This window comes from Chelatococcus reniformis, assembly GCF_014640075.1.
Classification (GTDB): domain Bacteria; phylum Pseudomonadota; class Alphaproteobacteria; order Rhizobiales; family Beijerinckiaceae; genus Camelimonas; species Camelimonas reniformis.
This window is the reverse complement of sequence record NZ_BMGG01000010.1, coordinates 156,467-178,501: the sequence shown is the minus strand read 5'-3', so window position 1 is coordinate 178,501 and position 22,035 is coordinate 156,467. Positions and strand designations below refer to the sequence as shown.

Genomic DNA, 22,035 nt, shown 5'->3' with positions numbered 1-22,035 from the left:
CGGGATCCGTCTCAAGCGGCCGTACGCTTGGTCTTCTTGGGATCGTCGAAGGTGATGGGATGGGCGATAGCGCGGCAGGCGACCTCCGCGCCGCGCACCTCGAACGCCACCCCCTCGCGGGCCACCGCCACATCCATGCGGGCGATGGCCATCGAGCGCCGGGTCAGCCGAGAATACATGCCGCAAGTAACCACGCCGACCCGCTTGTCGCCCTGGAACAGCGCGTCGCCCGCCGTCAGAACTGCGTCCGTATCGGCGAGCACGCCGAAGATCTTGAAGCGCTCGCGGCCCTTCAGCCGATAGTGCTCCTCGGCGCCGCGAAAACCGGTCTTGCCGGGCGAGACGGTGAAGTCGAGGCCGAGCTCCCACAGGGTGTCGCCCGGCGGCTCGTCCGCGAAGGGATACATCTGCGAATTGTCGTAGGGGAAGAATAGCAGATAGCTTTCCACGCGGACCCAGTCGAGCGCCGTGAACGAGGCCGGAATGATGCCCATGCCCTCGCCCTCGGCGACAATCTGGTCCCAGATCTCGGTCGCATCCTCGGCTCGGCAGAAGATCTCGTAACCCCGTTCGCCGGTGTAGCCGGTGCGCGAGATCATCACATGCTTGCCGAACAGGGTAGTCTGCATGTGATGGAAGTATTTGAGCTCGCGGATGCCCGGCACATGGCGGGCCAGGTAGTCCACCGCGAGCGGCCCCTGCAGCGACAGGTCCTGGAGGTCGTCGTCGAACAGGAGCGCCGCGTTCTTGCCGGCAAGATCGCAGGTCAGCGCCTCGTAGCCGGTGCCGGAGCCGACCACCACCATCCAGGTGTTGGGGCCGGTGCGATAGATGATGCAGTCGTCGATGAACTTGCCCGCTTCATTCAGCATCGAGGCATAGACCGACTTGCCCGGATAGACCTTGCGCACGTCCCGGGTCGTCGCCCGCTGCAGGATGTGGTGCGAATGGGGCCCGACCAGGTGGACCTTGCGCAGCCCCGAGACGTCCATCACCGCCGCCTTGGTGCGGATCGCCTCATGCTCGTCGGCGACGCTGCGGCCCGCGTAGGTCCAGGCCGTCTCCATGCCGTTCCAATCCTCCAGATTGGACCCCAGTGCCCGGTGCCTCTCGGCCAGGGGCGACCGCCGCCACGACATCACGCCCATCGACATGCTTCCTCCTCGGTTTGCGGTAATCGGCGGATGCCTTAGAAGGCCAGGGCCCCGGCCGCCTCGTCGTGCCCGGCCGAGACGCGGCCCTTCTCCATGTGCAGCACGCGGTCGGCCAGGCTCTGCATGAATTGGATGTTCTGCTCGACGAGCAGCAGCGTCAGGCCGAAGTCACGGCGCAGCCTGAGCAGGGTGTCGCTGATCTCGTCGCGGATAGACGGCTGCACGCCCTCGGTCGGCTCGTCGAGCAGCAGCAGCTTGGGCTCGCCGCACAGGCAGCGCGCCAGCGCCAGGATCTGCTGCTCGCCGCCCGAGAGGACGCCGCCGGCCCGGTCGACGATCGGCTGCAGCCGCGGGAACTTGGCGAGGACGCGATCGGCCACAGTGGCCGGTCGACCTGAGCCGAGCGCCGCCATCAGCATGTTCTCGCGCACGGTCAGGGCCGGGAAGATCTGCCGGCCTTGGGGCACATAGCCGATCCCGGCCCGCGCGCGCGCATGCACGGCCAGCTTGCCGACATCCCGGTCGGCGAAGGCGATGGCGCCCCGGGTCAGTGGGATCTCGCCGCACAGCGCCTTGAGCAAGGTGCTCTTGCCCATGCCGTTGTGACCGAGGATGCCGAGGAACTCGCCCTCCTCCACCTCGAAGCGCACGTCGGTCAAAACGCGCATCTGCCCGTAGCCCGCTTCGATGCCGCTGGCGGCGAGAAGGCTCATGCCGCTTCCTTTCCGAGATAGACGTCCTTGACCCGTTGGTCCGCCAGCACCTGGCCGGCCGGCCCCTCGGCCAGCACGCGGCCGCAATTGAAGACGGTGACGTCGCGGGCGATACGGCGGATGAACTGCATGTCGTGCTCGACGATGATGACGGCGCTCGACCGCGTCAGCTCGACGACGAGATCGGCGAGCCGGCTCACCTCGTCGGCGGTCATGCCGGCCGCCGGCTCGTCGAGCAGGACGAGGTCGGGCTGCGGCGCCAGCACCATGGCGAGCTCCACGAGCTGGCGCTGACCGTGGGCCAGCTCGCCCACCAGCCGGTCGCGCAGCCGCCCGATGCCGATCCGCGCCAAGGTCTCGTCGGTGCGTGCGCGAGCCAGCATCGGCGGCAGCGACCGACGCGCGGCGAGCGTCACGCCCGCCGCCACGGTGAGGCCGTTGAACACGCTGGGCACCTGCGTCTTGATGCCGATGCCGAGGCGGGCGATGCGCGAGGCGGGCAGGCCGACGAGGCTGATCCCCTTGAACACGACGTCGCCGGCGCTCGGCCGCAACTGGCCGGAGAGCATCTTGAAGAACGTGCTCTTGCCGGCGCCGTTGGGGCCGATGAGGCAGCGCAACTCGCCGGGCCGGACCTTGAGATCGACGCCATCGACGGCGGTGACCCCGCCAAAGCGCATGGTCAGTCCGCGGGCTTCGAGGATGAGGGCCTCGGTCATGGCTCACTCCGCCTGCGGCTCGCAGACCAGGGGGTCGGCGGCTCGGGCCAGGCGGCCGCGTTGGCCACGGCGCGCCGCGATGGCGTCAAAGCCCGCGATGGCGAGCGGCAGCAGACCCTTGCGCAGCGCCACCACCACCAGCGTCAGCAGCACGCCGAGCACCAGGTTGGGGTCGAACCAGTTGGTGCCGCCGCCTTGGTGAACGGTGCCGAGGAAGGTCGCCAGCATCAGCAGCAGGAAGCAACCGATGACCGGGCCGGCCAGCGTGCCGAGGCCGCCGACGATCACCCAGATGATCAGCTGGCCGTTCGTCTGCAAATTGAACATGTTGGGGCTGACGAAGACGCAGTTGGCGAACAGCACGCCGCCGATGCCGGCCAGCGCTCCGGCGAAGGTGAACAGCCCGAGCTTGTAGAGCCGCGCGTCGTAGCCCAGCAGCTCGGCGCGCATCTCGTTCTCCCGGATCGACACGACGACCCGGCCGAAATGGGTGGCGACGAGCAGCTTGCAGGCGAGGTAGCCGACGAACAGCGCGCCCATGGCCAGCACGTAGATTTGCTCCGGCGAGAGCGGCTCGTCGGGCAGGCCGGGCAGCGTCAGGATCGGCGTCGACGGGATGCCGTTGAAGCCGCCGAGCGGCGCCGAGCCGATGGTCCACTCATCGCCCGCGGTCTGGTTGAGGAAGCGGTAGAGGATCAGCGACACGGTGAGTGTGATGACGCCGAGATAGACGTCGCTGATACGGCCCCAGAACATGAAATAGCCGAGCACCGCGGCGCTGGCGCCGGCCAGCGCTACGGCGATAACGAGCGCCGCCCAGGTATTGCCCAGGTTGAGGGCGGCGATCGCATAGGCGTAGCCGCCGAGGCCGAAGAAAGCGGCCTGGCCGAAGCTGAGGATGCCGCCGTAGCCCCAGATCAAGGCTAGCGACAGCGCCAGGATGCCGTAGCTCGCATAGACCGAGCCGTTGATCATCGTGGTCATCTGGCCCTCGGCGGGCACGACGACGAGGGCGTAGACGGCGGCGAGTGCGACGGCGGCGGCGCCGAGGGAGGACTTCAGCATCACAGCGACTTTCTGAAGAAGCGGCCGGTGATTCCCTGCGGCAGCAGCCGCAGCAGGATGACGGCCGCGGCCAGCAGGGCGACCTCGCCCAACACCGGGCTGAAGGCGAAGGCGAAGGCGGTGTTGATCGAGCCGAGCAGGGTGGCCGAGCTCAGCGTACCCGCGATGATGGCGGCGCCGCCGGAGATAACGGTGATGAAGGCCTTGGCGATGTAGGCCGCGCCGATCGTCGGCACGACCCCGGCGATGGGCGCGATCAAAGCGCCGGCAAGACCAGTGACGGCGGCGCCGGCGGCGAAGGTGACGGCGTAGACGCGGCCGGGATCGACTCCGAGAGCCGCAGCCATGGTGCGGTTCTGCATGGTGCCGCGGGCGATCAGCCCAAAGGAGGTGCGCCGCAACAGCAACCAGCCACCCCCGTAGAGAGCTGCGCAGACGACCGCCAGCAGCAGCTCGTAGCGGCCGATGGCATAGCGGCCGACCTCCAGGCTGCCGAGCGGCGGCGAGATGCCCGATACCGTGTTGCCGAAGACCACGGTGACGAGGCCGATCAGCGCCAGGCTGATGCCCCACGTCGCCAGCATGGTGTCGATCATGCGCCCATAGAGCCGGCGGATCACCAGCCGCTCCAGAACGGCTCCGACGGCGCCGACGACGAGGGGCGCGACGACGAACATGGCGATCCAGAGGTTGACTCCGGCCCGGTGCGAGACGATGGCGGCATAGCCGCCCAGCATCAAGAACTCGCCATGGGCGAAGTTGATGACCCTCATCATGCCGAAGACAATCGCCAGACCAGCCGCGATCAGGGCCAGGTTGGCGACAGTCACCGCGAGCTGCAAAACGATGATGACGATGTAATCCATCTATAGGGCTCTCAACGGTAGTCGCCGCGTCATGGCCGGGCTTGACCCGGCCATCCATCCACTCAAGAACTCAGATCGTCTGGCCGACGACGACGCCGTTACTTTTCGATGGATGGCCGGGTCAAGCCCGGCCATGACGGCATCGCAGTGTTGTCTGGCGCTCATCACACCTTCACGTCGATGACAAATTGCTTGTTCTCGTTGGGATGGGCCCTGAGGTTGCAGACCGCGGCAGTGTCGGCCGGAGGCTGCTGCAAGTAGCTCTCGAGCACGTTGAACTTGCGGTCCCGCACTTCGGCGATGTAGACGTCGAGCGTGTCGTGGTGGGTGGCGGGATCGATGGTGGTCTTGCCCGCCGGGCCGATGAAGCTCAGGCCGGTCTCCAGCGCCTCGATCACCTTATCGCGGTCGACGCTGCCGGCCAGCTCGGCCGCCTTCGCCCACAGGTTGACGGCGTGATAGGTCATCGCCGCGCCCTCGGTGACGGGGTCCGCCTTGTCATCGAAGCGCTTGGTGTATTTCGCCAGAAACGCCTTGTTCTCAGGCGTCTGGATGCCGTCGAGGTAGGCGTAGGAGACGATGATGCCGTTCTGCTCCTCGGGGGAGGTGGTGAGCTGCTCGTTGCCGATGCCGAACGTCGTCGAGGCCATCGGGATCTTGTTCTTCATGCCGGCGGCCACCCATTGCCGATAGAACGCATTGTGGTTGGCGCCGACCAGCACCGACATGATGATGTCGGGCTGCGCCGCCTGGATCTTGCGGATCGTCGGCCCAAAATCATTGACGTCGAGGGGGAAGAAGTCGGTGGCGACGACGTCGCCGCCGCTCTCGGTGGCGAACTTCTTGATCCACTTGGCGGTGATCTGGCCGTAGTTGTAGTCGGCGGCCAAGGTGTAGATCTTCTTGCCGTTGAAACGCTTCATCACGAAGGGCGTGAACTTCTGCAAGGTCTGCGCCGGCGTCGAGCCCATGCAGAAGATGTTGCGATCGCAGACGCCGCCCTCGTACAGCAGGCTGTAGAAATAGGGCGTCTTGAAGCGCCGCAGCGTCGGCCGCATGGCCTCGCGCGACGCCGACAGGATACCGCCGAACACCACCGCGGCCTTCTGCTTCGTCGCCGCCTCGGTGGCGTACTGGGTGTAGAGCTGCATGTTCGACTGGGGGTCGTAGTTGACCAGGTTCAATGGCTTGCCGAGCACGCCGCCGGCCGCATTGAGCTCCTCCACGGCCAGTTGCAGGCAGTTGATCATCGGCCGGCCATAGATGTCGATGCCGCCCGAGGCATCGTGGATGCCGGCGATGGGAATGGCGTCGGCGGCCTGCGCCCGCCTGAGATAGAAGGGGCCGACGCTGGCGGCGGCGCCCCCTGCGGCGAGGGTGAGGAGCGTCCTACGGGTGATGTCGACCATGATCGTGTCCACCTTCCAGTTGTGTTGATGCACGGGCGATGACGCTCCGGCGCCCGGTGCGGCCGGATCTGCGCGATGGCGGACGGCCCGCGGTGCGGGCCGACCATGGTCTCAGGCGACCTTGAGTGTGACGGATGCGTCCTTGCCGCTGGCGACGCTCTTGCCCCAGTAGGGCGCGGTGCGGCGCATCAGCATGGCGCGGAACTGTTCGGTGGTCTTGGGCAGCAGTTCGCCCGAGCCCCAGTTGACGATGACGCCATGGGCGCGGATGAGGTCGTGCATGGTGAGTTCGCCGGCGCGGTAGCGCGCGGCTACGGTTTCCGCATCCTCCTGCAGCCACTTCGCGCGGTTGCTGCGGATGTAGGCGCGGCGGGCGAGCGTCGCCTCGTGATCGACCTCGTATTCGGCCAGATCCGCATCGATCTCCTTGACCACGACGCCGTAGTCCTTGGCCGCCCGCTCGATCGAGACGTAGCCGTCGGCCACGTCCTCGCAGACGAGCTCCTCGTCCCGCTCCAGCGGATCACCGAGGCCGCCGCCGCCGGCGGATGGTCGCGAGACCATGTCGCCCGCCTCGAGCGGCACGTTGGAAAAGAGGGAGCCGAGGTAGCGCTCGCCCTGGGTGTCCCGGTTGACCCAGACGCCGTGCGGAATGGACGGCAGGCCGCCCCACAGCCCCCAGGTGATCGAGCGCTCGCGGTCGCAGCAGTAGGAGACCACGGTGCGGTCCACCTTGGTGAGGATGACGCCCTTCTCGACCCCCATGCCGCCGCGGAACTCGCCCGGGCCGCCGGAATCGACCTGCAGCTCGTGACAGGTGGTCAGCACCGGTGCCAGCCGCTCCTGGCCCTCGAACGGCTGGGTACCGAGCTGGACGCCGAACACCGGGCCGGTGGCCGCCCAGCCGTCGCGGCCGTTGCGGGCGCCCCAGCCGCCGACCATCCAGTCGTACCACATGAAGTATTGGTGGCCCGGCTGGCGCCCATCGCGTCCACCGATCAGCAGGTAATCCAGGTTGAAGGTGCAGGCCATCGCCCGCTCCGGCAGGATCTCCGCCCACAGTTCGAAGATCGAGTTCATGATCTTCTCGAACGGCCCCGAGCAGAAACCGGCCACCGGCGTCGGCCAGGCGGCATTGACCACCGATCCCTCTGGACCAAGATCGACGGTGACGACCCGGTAGAAGCCCGAGTTCAACGGGATCTCGGGGAACTGCATCTTGGTGCCGGCGACGATGGCGGCGAAGGCGCCGCCGAAGCAGGCGTTGAGGAAGCTCGAGATCGACTTGGGATGGGACTTCGACAGGTCGTAATGCACCCTGTCGCCCTTGATGGTCATGGTGATGCGGATCGGGATCAGGCCCTCGCCGAGACCCGGATCGACGTCGATGTAGTCCTCGGTCTGCCACACGCCGTCGGGCAGTTCGGAGACCCGCTGGCGCGTGAGCACCTCGACATAGTCCTGCACGGCGCCAAAGGAGCGCTTGATGACGTCGAGCCCGTACTTCTCGACCAGGCGGCAGATCTCCTGCTCCGCCACCCTGGTGGCCTCAGCCTGGGCCTGCATGTCGCCGATGATGTCGGCCGGTGCCCGCGTGTTGGAGGCGATCAGCCGGCAGACGTCGTCGAGGCACCGGCCTTTGCTCCACACCCGCGTCGGCGTGATGCGCAGGCCCTCCGCCATATGGTCGATGGCATTGACGTTGAAGGAGCCTGGCACGGCGCCGCCCACGTCGGCCCAGTGGCCGTTGGCTTGGGAGAAGCCGAGCAGTTCGCCCTTGTAGAACATCGGGCGCACGATGCGTGTATCGTTGAAGTGAGTGCCGCCCTGGTAGACGTCGTTGACGACGAAGACGTCACCGGGATGGATGTCATCCTTGAAGTTGTTGATCACCGCTTTGGCCGTGTAGTGCAACGTCCCGACATGCGCGGCGATATCGCCGCTGCCCTGCATGATGGTGTCGCCGTTGACGTCGCACAGCGCCGACGAGAAATCGCGGGAATAGATGACGAAAGAATAGCAGGTACGGAAGATCTGCTCCGCCATCTGGTCGACGATATTGACGTAAGCGTTCTTGAGAACTTCGAAGGTGACGGGATCCAATCCCTTGTCGTTCGTGCTCATGGCAAGATCTTTCTTCAGGTGCAGCAGCATCTCAGGCGAGCGGAATGCGCATCACGATAGTGAGGGAGCGGTCGACTTCGGCGGTGACGCCCGGCGGCACCAGGATGGTGGAGTCGAGCTGGTCGATAACGGCGGGGCCGGCAACCTTCATGCCGGCTTGCAGGGCCCCTCGGTCGTAGACCGGCGTCTCGACCGCCTCGGGCAATTCGTCGAAACGGACGGAACGGCTGCCCACAGCGACGGCCGGGGCGTCCGTGAGATCGAACTCGGCGAAGCTGGCCTGTGGCGTGAGGCCGGTTGCGATGACGCTGACGCGATAGATCTCCACTGGCGCGCCGGGGCGCGAATAATTGTGCTCGCGGCCGTGCTCGTGGTGGAAGCTGGCGATAGCCTCGTCCAGCGAGGTGATCGGCGCCGAAAGCGGGATCGACAGCGCCCGCCACTGGCCGAGGTAGCGCATGTCGATCTTGCGCTGGAACACCATGCGGTCGTCGCCGACGCCCTCGTTCTTGAGGCGTTCGCGCCCCTCGATCTCCAGGGCCCGGAACGTCGTCTCGAGGTCGTCGATGGCGACGTCCTCGACCTTGGACAGGTACATCTGCGTGACGTCATGCTGGATATCGACCAAGAGGCAACCGAGCGCCGAGGTCACCCCCGGATTGGGCGGCACCAGCACCACCGGGATCGACAGATCCTTGGCGAGCGCCGCCCCGTGCAGCGGCCCGGCGCCCCCGAAGGCCACGAGCGCGAAGTCGCGCGGATCGTAGCCGCGGCGGATCGACAGCAGCCGCACGGCGTCAGCCATGTTGGCGTTGGCCACCTTGAGCACCGCCAGCGCCGCCTCCTCGACCGACATGCCGAGCGGGTCGGCGACACCGCCGGTGATCGCCGCGGTTGCCAGCGCCTTGTCGAGCAAGACCTTGCCGCCGGCCAGATTGTCGCTTAGCCGGCCAAGCACAACGTTGGCGTCGCAGTTGGTCGGGTTGCTGCCGCCGCGGCCGTAGCAGGCGGGACCGGGAGTCGAGCCGGCGGACTGCGGGCCGTTGCGCAGCGATTTGGCCGCATCGATCCAGGCGAGCGAGCCGCCGCCAGCGCCGATGGTGAGCACCTCGATGGAGGGGAAGCAGATCGGATAGCCGTATTCGACGTACCATTCCTTGGTGACGCGCAGATTGCCGTTGTCACACAGCGACACGTCTGTGGACGTGCCGCCCATGTCGAGGCCGATGGAGTTCTTGAAGCCGGCATGTTCGGCCACGAAGCGGCTGGCGATGGCGCCCGCGGCGATGCCGGAGGCCGACAGGCGCGCGGCGAACTGCTCGGCCGTCTTGGCCGTCATCACGCCGCCGCCGGAATGCAGCAGCAGCACGTCTTCGTGGTAGCCGCCTTCCTTCATGCGCCCTTCCAGCCGGCGCGCGTAGGAACCGACGACGGGCGCCAGCACCGCGTTGGCCACGGTGGTGGAGAAGCGTTCGTGCTCGAAGATCTCCGGCATGATGTCGCTGGACAGCGAAATGGTGGCGTCGGGGATCTCGCGCGCCAGGATGTCCCGCATCCGCCGCTCGTTCTCCGGGTTGATGAAGGCGTTGGCGAAACAGATCGCCACGGTCTTGACGCCGCGCTTCTTGACGATGCGCGCCAGATCGGCCGCCTCGGCCTCGTCGAGCGGCGTCACCATGCGGCCGGAATAGTCGATGCGCTCGCTGACGACGAGCCGGTCACGCCGGCGGATGTAGGGCTTCGCCATCTCCTTGTAGGTGTCCCACAGGTCGTCGCGATTGCCGCGCCGGATCTCGATGGTGTCGCGAAACCCCTTGGTGGTGATCATCACCGCCGGCGGGAAGCGGCGGGTGATGAGCGCGTTGGTGGCGAGCGTCGTGCCGTGCGAGAACAGCACGATGTCCTTGAGCGCAACGCCGCCGGCGTCGATGCCGGCGAGCACGCCCTCGATCGGATCGGGCGTCGTCGGCACCTTGGCGACATGCATGCGGCCCGTCAGCTCGTTGAGCACGCAGATGTCCGTGAACGTGCCGCCCACGTCGCAGGCGACCCTCACCGCGTCCTTGGATACTTCGGTTGTCGACATGATGACTTGCTCCTTGGGCGCGTTTTGGTCGCGCCGCTGCCGTTGCGCCGAGCCTTGAGGTCACGGCGTCGCGAAAACGAAAAAGCCACCGCCAGCGATCAAGCTGGTGGTGGCTCCCTTAGCCTCCGGGACACGGGTGGCGGCAGCTTTGGCGCGCCCGCGTCGAATGTACAACTTGGAATAGCCGTATTCAGATCACATCAACGCGCATGACAACACGATACGGCGGATTACTATTTGCGGTGATGGCATTCTCAACTTCATCGCCGCGTCAGATCGGAAGCGTTCCCGACGGGTCAGACCGAATGATCCGTCCCGCACGGATGGATGGATGGCAGGCTCGTCCCGGCCACCGCCGCCGCTACCTAGCTTACGTACCGAAGAACTCGTTCGCTTCGATAATGGCGGACGAGATCGACTCCATCGTCGTCCGCTTCGCCATCGCACGCTCCCTTAGCGTGTCGTAGGCATCCTGCTCGGACAGGCCCTTTCTGGACATCAGAATCGACTTGGCCTGCTCGATTCGCTTCAAGCCATTTATCCTGGCTTGCAGCTTAGCTAATCTATCTGATGATGATTTAATCCTTTCAGATAGAGTATTGGCGATTATCATACTTGTCAACAGCCCAAATGGCCGGATCGGCTTGGTAATGACCGCCTTGGCGCCGGCGCGGACCACCGCCTCGATCACCGCCGGGCTCTCGAACTCGACGATGCCGATCAGCGTCAGCTCCGGCAGCCGGTCGGCGAGTGCCTTCAATAGGGAATCGGTCAGTATATCCTGCCGGAAGAGCAAGAAGGCGATGTTGGTCTCCGGCGGGATGTCGTCCTGCGGCGGCCACACCGCCTCCACGCGGCAGCCGATGCGGCGCACCTGGGCGACAAGCTCGTCGCACTCCCGGTCCTTGGGGTGCAGGATGTGGACTCGAAGGCTGCGGATATCGCGAAGGGCTTTGAGCACGGGGCCTACCTCCGCGCCGTCCGCAGGTTGAACGCGATCGTCGGCTCGCAGTCGGCGAGCGTGTGGTTGATCAGGTAGGGGTCGGGCTTCACCGCGACCGGGCTCTCCTCGATGATGGCGAACTGGCCGTCGGCCTCCACCCGCCCGATGCGCGGCCAAAGGTAGAAGTGGCTGTTGTCGGCATCGAGCCGCACGGTGCCCTGCGGCGCCTCGAAGGGCTGGTCGCCAAGGGCGGCCCGCAGCGCCGCCGGAGCGAAGGATCCCGCTCGGGCGCCGGCGGCCAGCACCATGTGGGTGAGGCCATAGGCCGTCTCCGCCATCGCATTCAGTGGCTCGTGCGCTCCGAATTTGGCCTTGTAGTTCCGGACGAACTGACGGTTCGCGGCTGTCCCGATGGTCTGGAAGTAGGTCGCGGCGGTCAAATGGCCCTCGGCCAGACCGGCCGGCATGAGCGCGATCTCCGCCTCGGTGATGGTCAGGCTGGCGATGGCGGTGTCGGACATGACCCCGGCGTCCCGGCAGAGCTGGTAGAACAGGCTGGCCGCCTCCCCCACCACCGTGCAGAAGACGACGTCCGGCCGCTTCGCCTTGATGTCGCCGACGATCGCCGCCAGCTCGCTGCGCTCGGCGTCCAGCTTGACGTAGCGTTCGGCGACGGTTTGCCCGTCCTGCTCGGCGACCAGGGTCATCATCACGCGATTGGATTCGATCGGGAACGTATAGCGTGTGCCCACCAGGTAGAAGCGCTTGCCCACGTTGGCCATGAGGTGGCGCGCCAGCATCAGGATGTGCTGGTTGGGCACGGCGCCGCCGTAGACCACGTTGGGCGAATACTCGAAGCCCTCATAGCAGGCCGCATAGGCAAGGGCGGCCCCGCGGCGCTCGACGACGGGCACGACCGCCTGGCGCGTGTTGGTCATGTAGCAGCCGATCAGCATGGCGACGCCAGCCTCGTCGAGCAGATGCTCGGCGATGCGGCTGAAGCGCTGCGGATCGGATTGCGCGTCGACGGTGACGGGGACGACCTCGCGGCCGCAGATCCCGCCGGCCGCGTTGATTTCCTCGATGGCGAGCAGGGTTGCATTAAGCTGCGTCCGCTCCACGAAAGCTGTCCGGCCGGTCTGGGAATACAGCGCGCCGATGCGCAGTGGCTCTTTCGAATCTGACACCGACGCCAGCTCCCCAACAAAAAAGGGAGCTCTCGCCCGTTGAAAGGCGAGAGCCCCCTTGGCTCTTCGTGGAAAATGCTATGAAGAGGCCGCCCGGCCGTCAAGGCGCATCATGACCAATCTTCAGGCGAAGGCGCCTCATTCTTGGGCGCAACGCCCTGATCTTGCGCCACGGCCGCGCTCGACTTGGCTCAAAGCATTGCGTCAACCGATCTCCCCTTGGCCGCCGTGCCGGCATTCGCCCGGCGTCTGCCCGGTCCAGCGCCGGAACGCCCGGTGGAAGGTGCTCACCTCCGAAAAGCCGAGCGCCGCCGCGACGTCGTCGAGCGACAGCCGGGACTTGCGCAGGAGGTGCACGGCGACGTCGCGGCGCACCCTGTCCTTGAGGTCCTGGAACCCCTGCTGGTCCTCCTGCAACCGGCGGCGCAGGGTCTGCGGCGAGACATGGAGCCGGGCCGCGACGTCCTCCAGCGTCAGGTTGCGGCCCAGGTTGCGGCGCAGGATGGCGCGGGCCCGCTCCGGGATGCCGGTGTCGTCGCGGTAGCGCACCAGGAGCGTCGCCGGCACCACGGCCAGGAAGCGCCGCAGCCGCTCCTCGTCGGGCAGGATCGGCAAATCCAACAGCTCGGCCTCGAAGCGCAACTCGGTCCTGGGCTGGTCGAACAGGATCGGCGCCTCGTAGACCGGCTCGAGCTCGGCACTGTGCGGCCGCGCCGAGAAGACGTAGTGGACGCTGGTCAACGGCAGCTTGCGCCCCACCAGCCAGCACATCAGGCCATAAACGAAGAACAGCACGGCGCCGTTGAGCATCCGCCGCCGCTCGGCATCGCCGATGCTGTCGACGAGCCAGATGCGCCCTTCGCCGGTGTCGGCCTGAAAGCGCACCGTGAAGTCGTCGATCAGCAGGTGGTAGAATTGGCAGCCGGCGCGGATCGCCTCGCGCAGGTTGGCGCAGCGCACGAGCAGGCGGCACATCAGGCGGAAGGTGCCCGGCTTGATCGGGCGGCTGCACAGCAGCCAGATCTCGTCCCGCGTCAGCCGCGTCAGCAGCGAGATCAGCGCGGCGAACTGCCGTTGCGACAGCCGGCCGTGGGGGGCGGCGAGGATCGCCGGATCGATGCCGGCACGGCGGAGAATGGCATCACCGTCGTAGCCCGCCTGGCGCACGCCGCTCATCACCAGGTCGGCATAGCCCGCATCGATCTCGCGCCGATCGCCGGCACGCGGCGCCCGTGGCGGCGCGGCCGCACCGGCGCCGGTCGTGCGGCGCGGGTCAATGGTTTTGAGCGTTCCTGCCATTTCGATCCGCAGCGGCTCGTTCCATGTCCTGCGACGAGTTGAAACGTCCGTTGCGCCGTTTGTGGAGCGGGAGCCTCGCCCATGCAAGTTCTGTTGAGCCGCGCCGTCGGCGGTCCCGAGACCCTGACGCTCGAGGAGATGCCCGATCCGGCGCCCGGACCGGGCGAGGTGCTGATCGAGGTCGCCGCTTGCGGCGTAAACTTCCCGGACCTGCTGCTGATCCAGGATCTCTACCAGGCCAGGCCGTCGCGGCCGTTCGCGCCCGGCGCCGAGGTCGCCGGCGTGGTCGCGGCCGTCGGCCCGAACGTCGAGGGCTTCACGCCGGGCGATCGCGTCATCGGCCGCACCGGCTGGGGCGGCATGGCCGAAAAGATCGTGCTCGACGCCGGCCGCTGCACGCGCATCCCGGCGGCGATGCCGCTCGATCAGGCAGCGGTGTTCCTGTTCACCTACGCCACCGCCTATTTCGCGCTCGTCACGCGGGGGCGCCTGGTGGCGGGTGAGACAGTGCTGGTCCTGGGAGCGGCGGGCGGCGTCGGCATCGCGGCCGTCCAGATCGCCAAGGCGCTCGGCGCCCGGGTGGTCGCCGCCGCATCATCGCTCGACAAGCTCGCCTTCGCGCGCGAGCAGGGGGCGGACGACGGCCTCGTTTATCCTGAGCAGGCAGGCATCGAGGAGGGGCGCGCCTTCGCCCGCTCCCTCAAGGGCGCCGTCGGCGCGGCTGGGGCCGACATCATCGTCGACCCCGTGGGCGGCCCTGTCGCGGAGCCCGCGCTGCGTGCCATCGCCGAAGGCGGCCGTTATCTCGTGCTGGGCTTCACCGCCGGCATTCCGGCCGTCCCTCTGAACCTGCCGCTCCTGAAATCCTGCGACATCCTGGGCGTGAACTGGCGCACCTTCGCCACGGCCCATGCCGCCGGCAACGAGGCAAACCAGCGCGAGCTCTTCCGCCTCTACGAGAGCGGGCGCATCGCCCCCGCCATCACCGCGCGTTACCCCCTCGCCCGTGGCGGCGAGGCCATCGCCCGCCTGCGCGACCGCAGCGCGCTTGGCAAGGTCGTGGTCACCATGCCCGGCTCGCCGGCCCTACTGTCGCCCGCCGACGGTTGACCGCCTTGGCCGCACGAAGGCCTCGTTGACCAGCGGCGCCAACGGCGCAGCGCCCCGGGCGCGCGCCTGCCGCTCAGGCGGCGCGGACTCGTAGAGCGTCGTGCGCTGGCGCGGCGTGCGGCCGGCCGCCCGGATCCACGCCTCGAGGGTCTCCGGCGGCGCCTCCTGGCCGTGCTGGGCGCCGGCGGCGCGCGTGATCGACTCGTTCATCAACGTGCCGCCGAGGTCGTTGACGCCGGCTCCGAGGCAGACTTGGACGCCCACGGGCCCGAGTTTCACCCACGACGCCTGGATGTTCGGAATAGCACCGTGGAAGGCGATTCGCGCCACGGCATGCATCAGCACCGCCTCGCGGAAGGTCGGCCCCGGGCGAGCGTGGCCCTTGAGGTACAGCGGCGACTCGGCGGCGACGAACGGCAGCGGCACGAACTCCGTGAAACCGCCGGTGCGGTCCTGCAGGGCGCGGATGCGGGTCAGATGGCGGGCCCAATGCACCGGCCGATCCACGTGGCCGTACATGATCGTCGCCGTGGTCTTCAGGCCGACCCGGTGCGCCGCCTCGATGGCCGCCAGCCATTCGGCCGTGGTGAGCTTGTCCGGGCACAGCACCTGCCGCACCTCGTCGTCGAGGATCTCGGCGGCGGTGCCGGGCAGCGTGCCGAGCCCTTCGGCCTTCAGTCGGCTCAGGAAGGTCTCCAGCGGCAGCCCGAGGGTGCGGGCGCCCTGCGTCACCTCGAGCGGCGAGAAGGCATGCACGTGCATGGGCGGGCTTGCCGCCTTGGCGGCGCGGCACACCGCAAGGTAGGTATCGCCGGTATAGTCCGGGTGGATGCCGCCCTGCATGCAGACCTCCGTGGCACCCCGCTCCCAGGCCTCGGCGGTGCGGCGGCCGACCTCGGCCAGGCTCACGGTGTAGGGCGTGCCGCGCAGGTCCTCGTGGGTCTTGCCCTTGGAGAAGGCGCAGAAGCGGCAGCCGTAGGTGCAGACGTTGGTGTAGTTGATGTTGCGCGTGACGACATAGCTCACCACACCGCCCACCGCCTCCCGGCGCAGGGCGTCGGCTGCCTGGCAGACGAAGGCGAGATCGGCGCCGCGCGCCTGGAACAGCCGCTCGATGGCGTCGACCGCGAGCGGCTTGCCGGTCGCGGCAAGATCGATGGATCGGGCCACCTCCGGCGAAACGGCGGACCTGCCGCCGCGCACGATCTCGTCAATGATGGCAGGCGCGGGCGGCGCCGTCCCGCCGGCCCTCCAGGCGCAGCCGCGGGCGAGATCGGCGGCGTCGCTGCGCCGGAGCACCGCGGGGGCCATCGCCGGGTCGAGCCAGCGCGCCGGCTCGCGGGCGTAGGCGGGATAGATGGTGAGGCGCTGGACCAGCGCCTTGCCCTTCGCCGCCATTTGCCCGGCCAGTTCGTCCACGTGCGGCCAGGGCGCCTCCGGATTGACGAAATCCATGGTCACCGGGGAGATGCCGCCCCAATCGTCGATGCCGGCATCGACGATGGCTTCGATGCCATTCGGGTTGAGGTTGGGCGGCACCTGGATGCTCACCTCGCCGCCGAACAGCAGCCGAGCCTGCGCCACGGTGCGCACGAGGTCGTCCAGCGTCGGCTCCGCGTGCCCGTGCATGCGCGTGCCCGGCTTGGCGCGAAAATTCTGGACGATGATCTCCTGGATGTGCCCGTAGCGCCCATGGATGTCGTGCAGCGCGGCAAGCGACTCCAGGCGCTCCGCTTCGGTCTCGCCGATGCCGATGAGAATGCCGGTCGTGGTCGGGACCCCATGCTCGCCGAGCCGGCGCAGGGTGGCCAGGCGCGCCTGAGGCGCCTTGTCAGGCGAGCCGTGGTGCGGCATGCCCGGCTGCATCAGGCGTTCGGCGCCGCTCTCCAGCATCAGGCCCATGGACGCCGACACCGGCCGCAGCATCTCGATCTCGGTGTCGCTCAGGGTGCCTGCGTTGATGTGCGGCAGGAGCCCGGTCTCGTCCCGCACGGCACGGGCCGCCGCGGCCACATAGGCGATGGTCGAGGCAAAGCCGTGCTCCCCCAGCCAGTCCGCGGCCGCGCTGTAGCGCGCCTCGGGTCGCTCCCCCAGGGTGAACAGCGCCTCGTCGCAGCCGGCCGCCTGGCCGGCGCGGGCGACGGCGAGCACCTCGTCGAAACCCATATACGGCGCCTTCAGGTGCCGCGGCGCCTTGGCGAAGGTGCAGTAATGGCAAACATCGCGGCAAAGCTGCGTCAGCGGCAGGAAGACTTTGCGCGAATAGGTGATCCGGTTGGCGAAGGCGCGATCACGGATGGCCCGCGCCTCGGCCGAAAGGGCGGCAGTGGGCCGTGCCAGATCGGCCGGGACCGCCTCGGCGGATCGGGCCGCGTGCGCGCTTGCAGGAGCCTGGGATCGCAATGTCACGTTCGGCTCCATGCTGGACACCTCAGGCGGCCGACGGGGCGCGATGGGCGCCGAACGCTGCGCTGCCGGGAAGACGGTTGCCGTAGGCCATGCGAAGATCGTCGGGCGTATCGCAGTCGAATGAGAGTTCGCGCAGCGTGACGGTCTCGACCGCGAGACCCGCCGCCTGCGCCGCCGCCCGATGCCGCGCCGCGCTGCCCTCGCCATAGTGGGCGGACACGGCGGCGGCCGGGCGGCAGAAGCGCACGTTGGTGCCGCCGCCGCGCAAGTCGGTGACGATGGTCATGCGCCGCGCGCCCCCGCGCCGGTGCAAAGCGGCGGCATGCTCGAGCGCACCCGCATGGAACAGCGGCAGATCCGCATGGACGATCACCGTCTCGTCGATGCCTCGACCGGCGAGCCGGGCCCCGGCCGCATCGAGTGCCGCGTTGAGCCCGGCGCCGGCGTCGTCGAAAGGCTCGAAGCAGAGCCTCCGCACGAGATTCGACAGGCCAGCTTCCGCGGACACAACCAGCACGCCATCGAGCCAGTGCAGGCGCCCGAGCTCCGTGAGGACGCCCTCCGCCATATGCCGCGCCAGCCCCGCGCGCTGCGCCGGCGAGAGCAGCGGCGCCAGGCGTTGCTTGGCTTCGGCAAATCGCTTGATCGGAACGATGGCCCACATGCGGCTCTACCCGTCGCGGTCGACGATGGAGATGCGGACCGTGCGTCCGCGCGTCAGCGTTCCGTTGAACGCGAGCACCACCCGGCGTGCCTTTCCTTCCTTGCCGCTCACCAGCTCATCGCGCGGCGAGCGGTTCGAACGAGCCCAGCTGTTCGGCCGAGACATTCTGCAACGCCAATACCTCTCGATCACCATCGCCGACCATGGCCCGAACCGTCAATGCGAGCCCCCCGCTGGGCCGCCAACTTTAGCGCAGGGGCTAGGCAATTCCCATGCCGCGGATGGCAACCATGCGCTGCCAAGCGGTCTCCAAAACGAGGCTCGATTCATAGGCTTGCAAGAGCACGAAAGCTAGTTTCCCAGTTTCAGCCGGCGATGAAGCGCTTGGCCGTCAGGTGGACTCGTCAACCGCTGGAGAGGCCCGCCAGCTTCCACAATTTGGAGAGCATCTGCCCAGTCCGATGACCTCGTTCACCGCCGATTGAAGGCCGGGGCGGCCTGCCCCAGAATCGCGGGCCGCGCATCGAGCCGTTCGTCGCACTGGATGTCGCGGGCGATCGACGCGAGCGTCTCGCGGTCCTGTTCGGTCTGAACGGCGATCGAGAATTCGACATTGGTGACAAGCTTGCCGAAGCGCTCGGCCAACTGCTTGCCCACGGTATCGTAGGTGCCGATGACGGCGAACATGTCGAGCGTTTCGTCGGTGATGAGCTTGGGGAGTTCTTCCCAGCGCTGCTCCTTTGAGAACACCTTTGCCGTCTCGGCGAGACCGCCGAGACCGACGTGCTCGAAAGCGGCGGCATAGGCCGGCGTCGAGGCGTAGAAGGCGATGCGCGCCCGTGCGTCGCGGATCTTTGGCGCAAGCTCTTCCCGGGTGCGAGCCGACGCGACGAGCGGCTTCATGCAGACTTTGAAGTCATCGAGGCCCCGACCGGCCTTGTCCGCGCCCGCCCGCACCGCCGGAAGCATCACCTTTTCGATATAAGACGGCGTACAGACCGGGTGCGGCCGGACGCCGTCGGCCACCTCGCCGGCGACCTTGCACATGACCGTGTTGACGGCCGCCAGGTGGATCGGAATATCGGGATGCTCGATAGGGCCGGCGTTGAACAGCGGCACCATCAGGCTGAGATTGTAGTGCTCCCCTCTAACGTCGAGTGGCGTGCCGTTCTGCCAGCATTCCCACACCGCCCTGAGCGCGCCGACGTATTCACGCATCCAGGGGCCAGCGGGTGACCATTTGAGGCCGAAGCGCCGCTCGATATGGCCCTTCACCTGCGGGCCGAGGCCGAGCGTGAACCGCCCCCTGGACAGCTTCTGCAACGTCCACGCGCTCATGGCGGTGACGGTCGGGCTACGCGGAAAGGCTATGGCGACGGCCGTCCCGAGCTTCAGACGCGTGGTGGCCTGCGCGGCCAAGGCCATGATGATGAAGGGGTCGTCCTTGGTCTCCTCGACGACCAAACCGTCGTAGCCGATCTCCTCGAGCAGCCGCGCGCTGGCGGCGACGGACGAAATGTCGAGCGGAGTTTCGGGCGTCCGCAGACCCGGATCGACTTTGCCGAGCGGAAGCAGGGTTTCAAGGCGCAACGATCGTCTCCTCTCGGGCGATGCACGATAAATCACGAGGCGCGGCGGCGATCGATCACACGCACCGCTTTGCCCTGGGAGCGGGCCAGCGAGCCCGGCGGCGCGATCACGATGTCGGCGGACACGCCGACAAAGGTCTTGATCTTGTGCCGGAGCTCCTGCACCACCGCGACCGGATCCGCCGCAGCGGCTTCGCGCAATTCGACGTGGACGCTGAGCGCGTCCATGGCACCCTCGCGCCGCACCTCGATGAGGTAATTGGGCGCGAGCGCGGCGATTCCGAGCACCTGTTCCTCGACCTGCGACGGAAACATGTTGACGCCACGGATGATCAGCATGTCGTCCGACCGCCCTGTCACCCGCTCCAGACGCCGCATGGTCCGGGCCGTACCGGGCAGCAGGCGCGTGAGATCCCGGGTGCGGTAGCGCATGACCGGCAGCGCCTCCTTGGTGAGGCAGGTGAGAACCAGTTCGCCGGCTTCGCCGTCGGGCAGCACCTTCCCGGTCTCGGGATCGATCACCTCGGGATAGAAGTGGTCCTCCCAGAGCGTCGGGCCGTCCTCCGTCTCGGCGCACTCCTGCGCCACACCCGGTCCGATCACCTCCGACAGGCCGTAGGTGTCGCGGGCGCGCATGTGGAGACGGCGGTTGATCTCGGCGCGCATCGCCTCGGTCCAGGGCTCGGCGCCGACCACCGCGGCGCGCAGAGCAAGCTTGGACGCATCGATACTCTGCCGCTCCATCTCATCGGCGATGTTGATGAGATACGACGGCGTCACCATGATCAGGTCCGGGTCGAAATCGCAGATCAGCTGGACCTGCCGCTCCGTCTGGCCGCCTGACATTGGAATCACCGTGCAGCCGAGTCGCTCGGCACCGTAGTGCGAGCCGATGCCGCCCGTGAACAGCCCATAATTATAGGCAACGTGCACCTTGTCCCCCGGCCGGCCGCCCGCCGCATAGATGGTGCGGGCCACGAGGTTGGCCCACAGCTCCAGGTCCTTTTGGGTATAGCCGACGACGACGGGCTTGCCTGTCGTGCCGCTCGAGGCATGGATCCGCGCCAGCTTGTCCACGGGCACCGCGAACATGCCGAACGGATAGTTCTCGCGAAAGTCCTGCTTGGTGGTGAAGGGAAAACGGGCGAGGTCGGCAAACTGCTTGAGATCGTCGGGATGGACACCGATCGCGTCACACTTCGCCCGGTAAACCTGCATATGGTCGTAGGCATAGCGCAACGCCCGCTTCAACCGCGTCCACTGAAGAGCGCGCAGTTCGTCGATGCTCGCGGTTTCGATCGGCTCGAACCCTGCGCTCCGGAGCAATCCGCTGGCTTGCTGCACTATATCCTCCCGGCCCGCACCGTTCGTCGTCGGTCCGGGATCTTTGGCCGTGATTCTATGGGCCGCCGGCACGGGCCGGACAGGACGAAAACTGACGCGCGAGCTCACCTGACCGGTCAAGGCGAGCCTCGCGGCGGCGTGACGCATGGCTCAGGGTCGAAACTGCTGGTGCAGGCGCGTGCGGTACCGGATCGGGCTGGAACCGGTCCATTGCTGGAAGGCGCGCGTGAAGGCGCGAGGCTCCGAGTAACCGAGCAGATAAGCGATCTCCTGCACTGGCAGCCGGCTCTCCATCAGCTTCTGGATAGCGAGGTCGCGCCGGATATACTCCTTGATGGTTCTGTACGAAGTCAGCTCCTGCTTCAGCCGCCGCCGCAGCGTCTGCTCGTTGGTCCGCATCGCTGTAGCCACCTCTTCGAAGGTCGGAAAGTTGAGCGGCAGGGTGCCACCGGCCAGCAACATGCTGCGAACCCTGCGCGACAGGCTCGCCTCGTCCTCCGGCATCATCATGAAGCCGAGCGGTGCGACGGAGAGAAAGCGCTTCAGCTCATCGCGGCTGCGCACCACCGGCTGCCGCAGAAAGCGCGCGTCGAACCAGAGCGATGTGGTCGGCGCATCGAAGAGATAGCCACAACGGAAGACGTGCTTCAGCTCCTCTACGTACTTGCCCGGCCGCGGATAGGCGAAGGTGGCACGCAACAGGGGCGGCAGTCCCCCACCCATCCAGCTGATCATGCGGTACCAGATCATCAGCCAGAATTCGAGAAAGTAGTGTTCGGGATCGAGCTCTGGATGCTCGAATTTGACGGTAAAAATTGCAGTATCGCCCTTGACATCAAGGCTCATCTTCAGATCGTCTGTGAACAGGTCGTAGAAGAGGACGCCTTTTCTGATCGCGGCATCGAGCGACGGCTCGGCGATGATGCAATGCGCCATCATGGCGAACGTGCCGAGCTTGGCGGGCCGGCCGACGAGTCCCATGAACTCGTCCTTGGTCGCGAACCAGACCAGTTGGACAAGACGGGCCAGCAGCTCCACATTCCCGCGCCACTGCGGATCGAACACCTGTTCGCGTGTCAGCCCGACGTTGGCGAGGAGCAGTTCCCCGTCGATACCGACGCGTTGCGCGCCGCGGATGGTTTCGCCGAAATAGTGGGAGCAGGATGTCGGCACCGGCTCATCCTACTGTTGCTCCGGCACGCCGAGCTTTATTCATCAGCCATTCAGCGCTCCAAGCTTGCGCCCACATGCCGTGCTCCTTGCGGCCGCAAGCTATCGCATGACCCTCGCTGTCAGTTTCAGCCTATCGCGCGCTTGGCTGGGCGTAAAGTTTGTCACGGGGCAAGCGCCCGAC

General features: G+C 67.2%; 17 protein-coding genes. 1 reads left to right on the top strand and 16 read right to left on the bottom strand.

Annotation, left to right across the window (positions count from 1 at the left end; translation table 11 throughout):
* Positions 1-11: 11 nt before the first annotated feature.
* The 11 genes from IEW34_RS25410 to IEW34_RS25360 form a co-directional block, all read right to left on the bottom strand.
* Positions 12-1,148 carry an aminomethyl transferase family protein gene (locus tag IEW34_RS25410; RefSeq protein WP_244642232.1) on the bottom strand — a complete coding sequence of 379 codons (1,137 nt, stop codon included), beginning with the start codon at positions 1,146-1,148 and terminating at the stop codon, positions 12-14.
* Positions 1,149-1,189: 41 nt separating this feature from the next.
* Positions 1,190-1,867: an ABC transporter ATP-binding protein gene (locus IEW34_RS25405; RefSeq protein ID WP_188612032.1), complete on the bottom strand. Its 678-nt coding sequence runs from the start codon at positions 1,865-1,867 to the stop codon at positions 1,190-1,192.
* On the bottom strand, positions 1,864-2,586 hold the full coding sequence (locus tag IEW34_RS25400; protein ID WP_188612031.1) for an ATP-binding cassette domain-containing protein: 723 nt from the start codon (positions 2,584-2,586) through the stop codon (positions 1,864-1,866). Before IEW34_RS25400 ends, IEW34_RS25405 begins: the two co-directional genes overlap by 4 nt.
* 3 nt (positions 2,587-2,589) lie before the next feature.
* The gene (locus tag IEW34_RS25395; RefSeq protein ID WP_244642207.1) at positions 2,590-3,651 is read right to left on the bottom strand and encodes a branched-chain amino acid ABC transporter permease; all 1,062 of its coding nucleotides are present in this window, start codon (positions 3,649-3,651) and stop codon (positions 2,590-2,592) included.
* Entirely contained in the window at positions 3,651-4,517 is an 867-nt protein-coding gene (locus IEW34_RS25390; protein ID WP_188612029.1) for a branched-chain amino acid ABC transporter permease, read from the bottom strand. The genes IEW34_RS25395 and IEW34_RS25390 overlap by 1 nt, the downstream gene beginning before the upstream one ends.
* A 164-nt stretch (positions 4,518-4,681) precedes the next feature.
* Complete coding sequence (locus IEW34_RS25385; RefSeq protein ID WP_188612190.1) at positions 4,682-5,926, bottom strand: urea ABC transporter substrate-binding protein; 1,245 nt, start codon at positions 5,924-5,926, stop codon at positions 4,682-4,684.
* A gap of 111 nt (positions 5,927-6,037) precedes the next feature.
* Positions 6,038-8,050, bottom strand: a complete 2,013-nt coding sequence (locus tag IEW34_RS25380; RefSeq protein WP_188612028.1) for a hydantoinase B/oxoprolinase family protein — start codon at positions 8,048-8,050, stop codon at positions 6,038-6,040.
* Positions 8,051-8,081: 31 nt separating this feature from the next.
* The gene (locus IEW34_RS25375) at positions 8,082-10,136 is read right to left on the bottom strand and encodes a hydantoinase/oxoprolinase family protein (RefSeq protein ID WP_188612027.1); all 2,055 of its coding nucleotides are present in this window, start codon (positions 10,134-10,136) and stop codon (positions 8,082-8,084) included.
* A gap of 370 nt (positions 10,137-10,506) precedes the next feature.
* Positions 10,507-11,097, bottom strand: coding sequence for an ANTAR domain-containing response regulator (locus IEW34_RS25370; RefSeq protein WP_188612026.1), 591 nt, complete (start codon positions 11,095-11,097; stop codon positions 10,507-10,509).
* Positions 11,098-11,102: 5 nt separating this feature from the next.
* Positions 11,103-12,266 (bottom strand): transporter substrate-binding domain-containing protein, encoded by a 1,164-nt coding sequence (locus IEW34_RS25365; protein ID WP_188612025.1) that lies wholly within the window; start codon positions 12,264-12,266, stop codon positions 11,103-11,105.
* Between the two features lie 204 nt (positions 12,267-12,470).
* Positions 12,471-13,565: an AraC family transcriptional regulator gene (locus IEW34_RS25360; RefSeq protein ID WP_188612024.1), complete on the bottom strand. Its 1,095-nt coding sequence runs from the start codon at positions 13,563-13,565 to the stop codon at positions 12,471-12,473.
* Positions 13,566-13,646: 81 nt separating this feature from the next.
* Between IEW34_RS25360 and IEW34_RS25355 the strand changes: the two genes are divergently transcribed.
* A complete protein-coding gene (locus tag IEW34_RS25355) occupies positions 13,647-14,675 on the top strand; it encodes an NADPH:quinone oxidoreductase family protein (RefSeq protein ID WP_188612023.1) in 1,029 nt (342 codons plus the stop codon).
* Here the strand turns inward: IEW34_RS25355 and cofH are convergent.
* From cofH to IEW34_RS25330, 5 genes are all read right to left on the bottom strand, one after another.
* Complete coding sequence (gene cofH / locus IEW34_RS25350; protein WP_244642205.1) at positions 14,652-17,084, bottom strand: 5-amino-6-(D-ribitylamino)uracil--L-tyrosine 4-hydroxyphenyl transferase CofH; 2,433 nt, start codon at positions 17,082-17,084, stop codon at positions 14,652-14,654. The genes IEW34_RS25355 and cofH overlap by 24 nt on opposite strands.
* A 22-nt stretch (positions 17,085-17,106) precedes the next feature.
* Positions 17,107-17,748 (bottom strand): 2-phospho-L-lactate guanylyltransferase, encoded by a 642-nt coding sequence (gene cofC / locus IEW34_RS25345; protein WP_188612021.1) that lies wholly within the window; start codon positions 17,746-17,748, stop codon positions 17,107-17,109.
* A 471-nt stretch (positions 17,749-18,219) separates the two neighbouring features.
* Positions 18,220-19,338, bottom strand: a complete 1,119-nt coding sequence (locus tag IEW34_RS25340; RefSeq protein WP_188612020.1) for a TIGR03617 family F420-dependent LLM class oxidoreductase — start codon at positions 19,336-19,338, stop codon at positions 18,220-18,222.
* Positions 19,339-19,370: 32 nt separating this feature from the next.
* A complete protein-coding gene (gene paaK, locus IEW34_RS25335; RefSeq protein WP_244642204.1) occupies positions 19,371-20,681 on the bottom strand; it encodes a phenylacetate--CoA ligase PaaK in 1,311 nt (436 codons plus the stop codon).
* Positions 20,682-20,831: 150 nt separating this feature from the next.
* Positions 20,832-21,854: an AraC family transcriptional regulator gene (locus tag IEW34_RS25330; RefSeq protein ID WP_188612018.1), complete on the bottom strand. Its 1,023-nt coding sequence runs from the start codon at positions 21,852-21,854 to the stop codon at positions 20,832-20,834.
* Positions 21,855-22,035 lie beyond the last annotated feature (181 nt).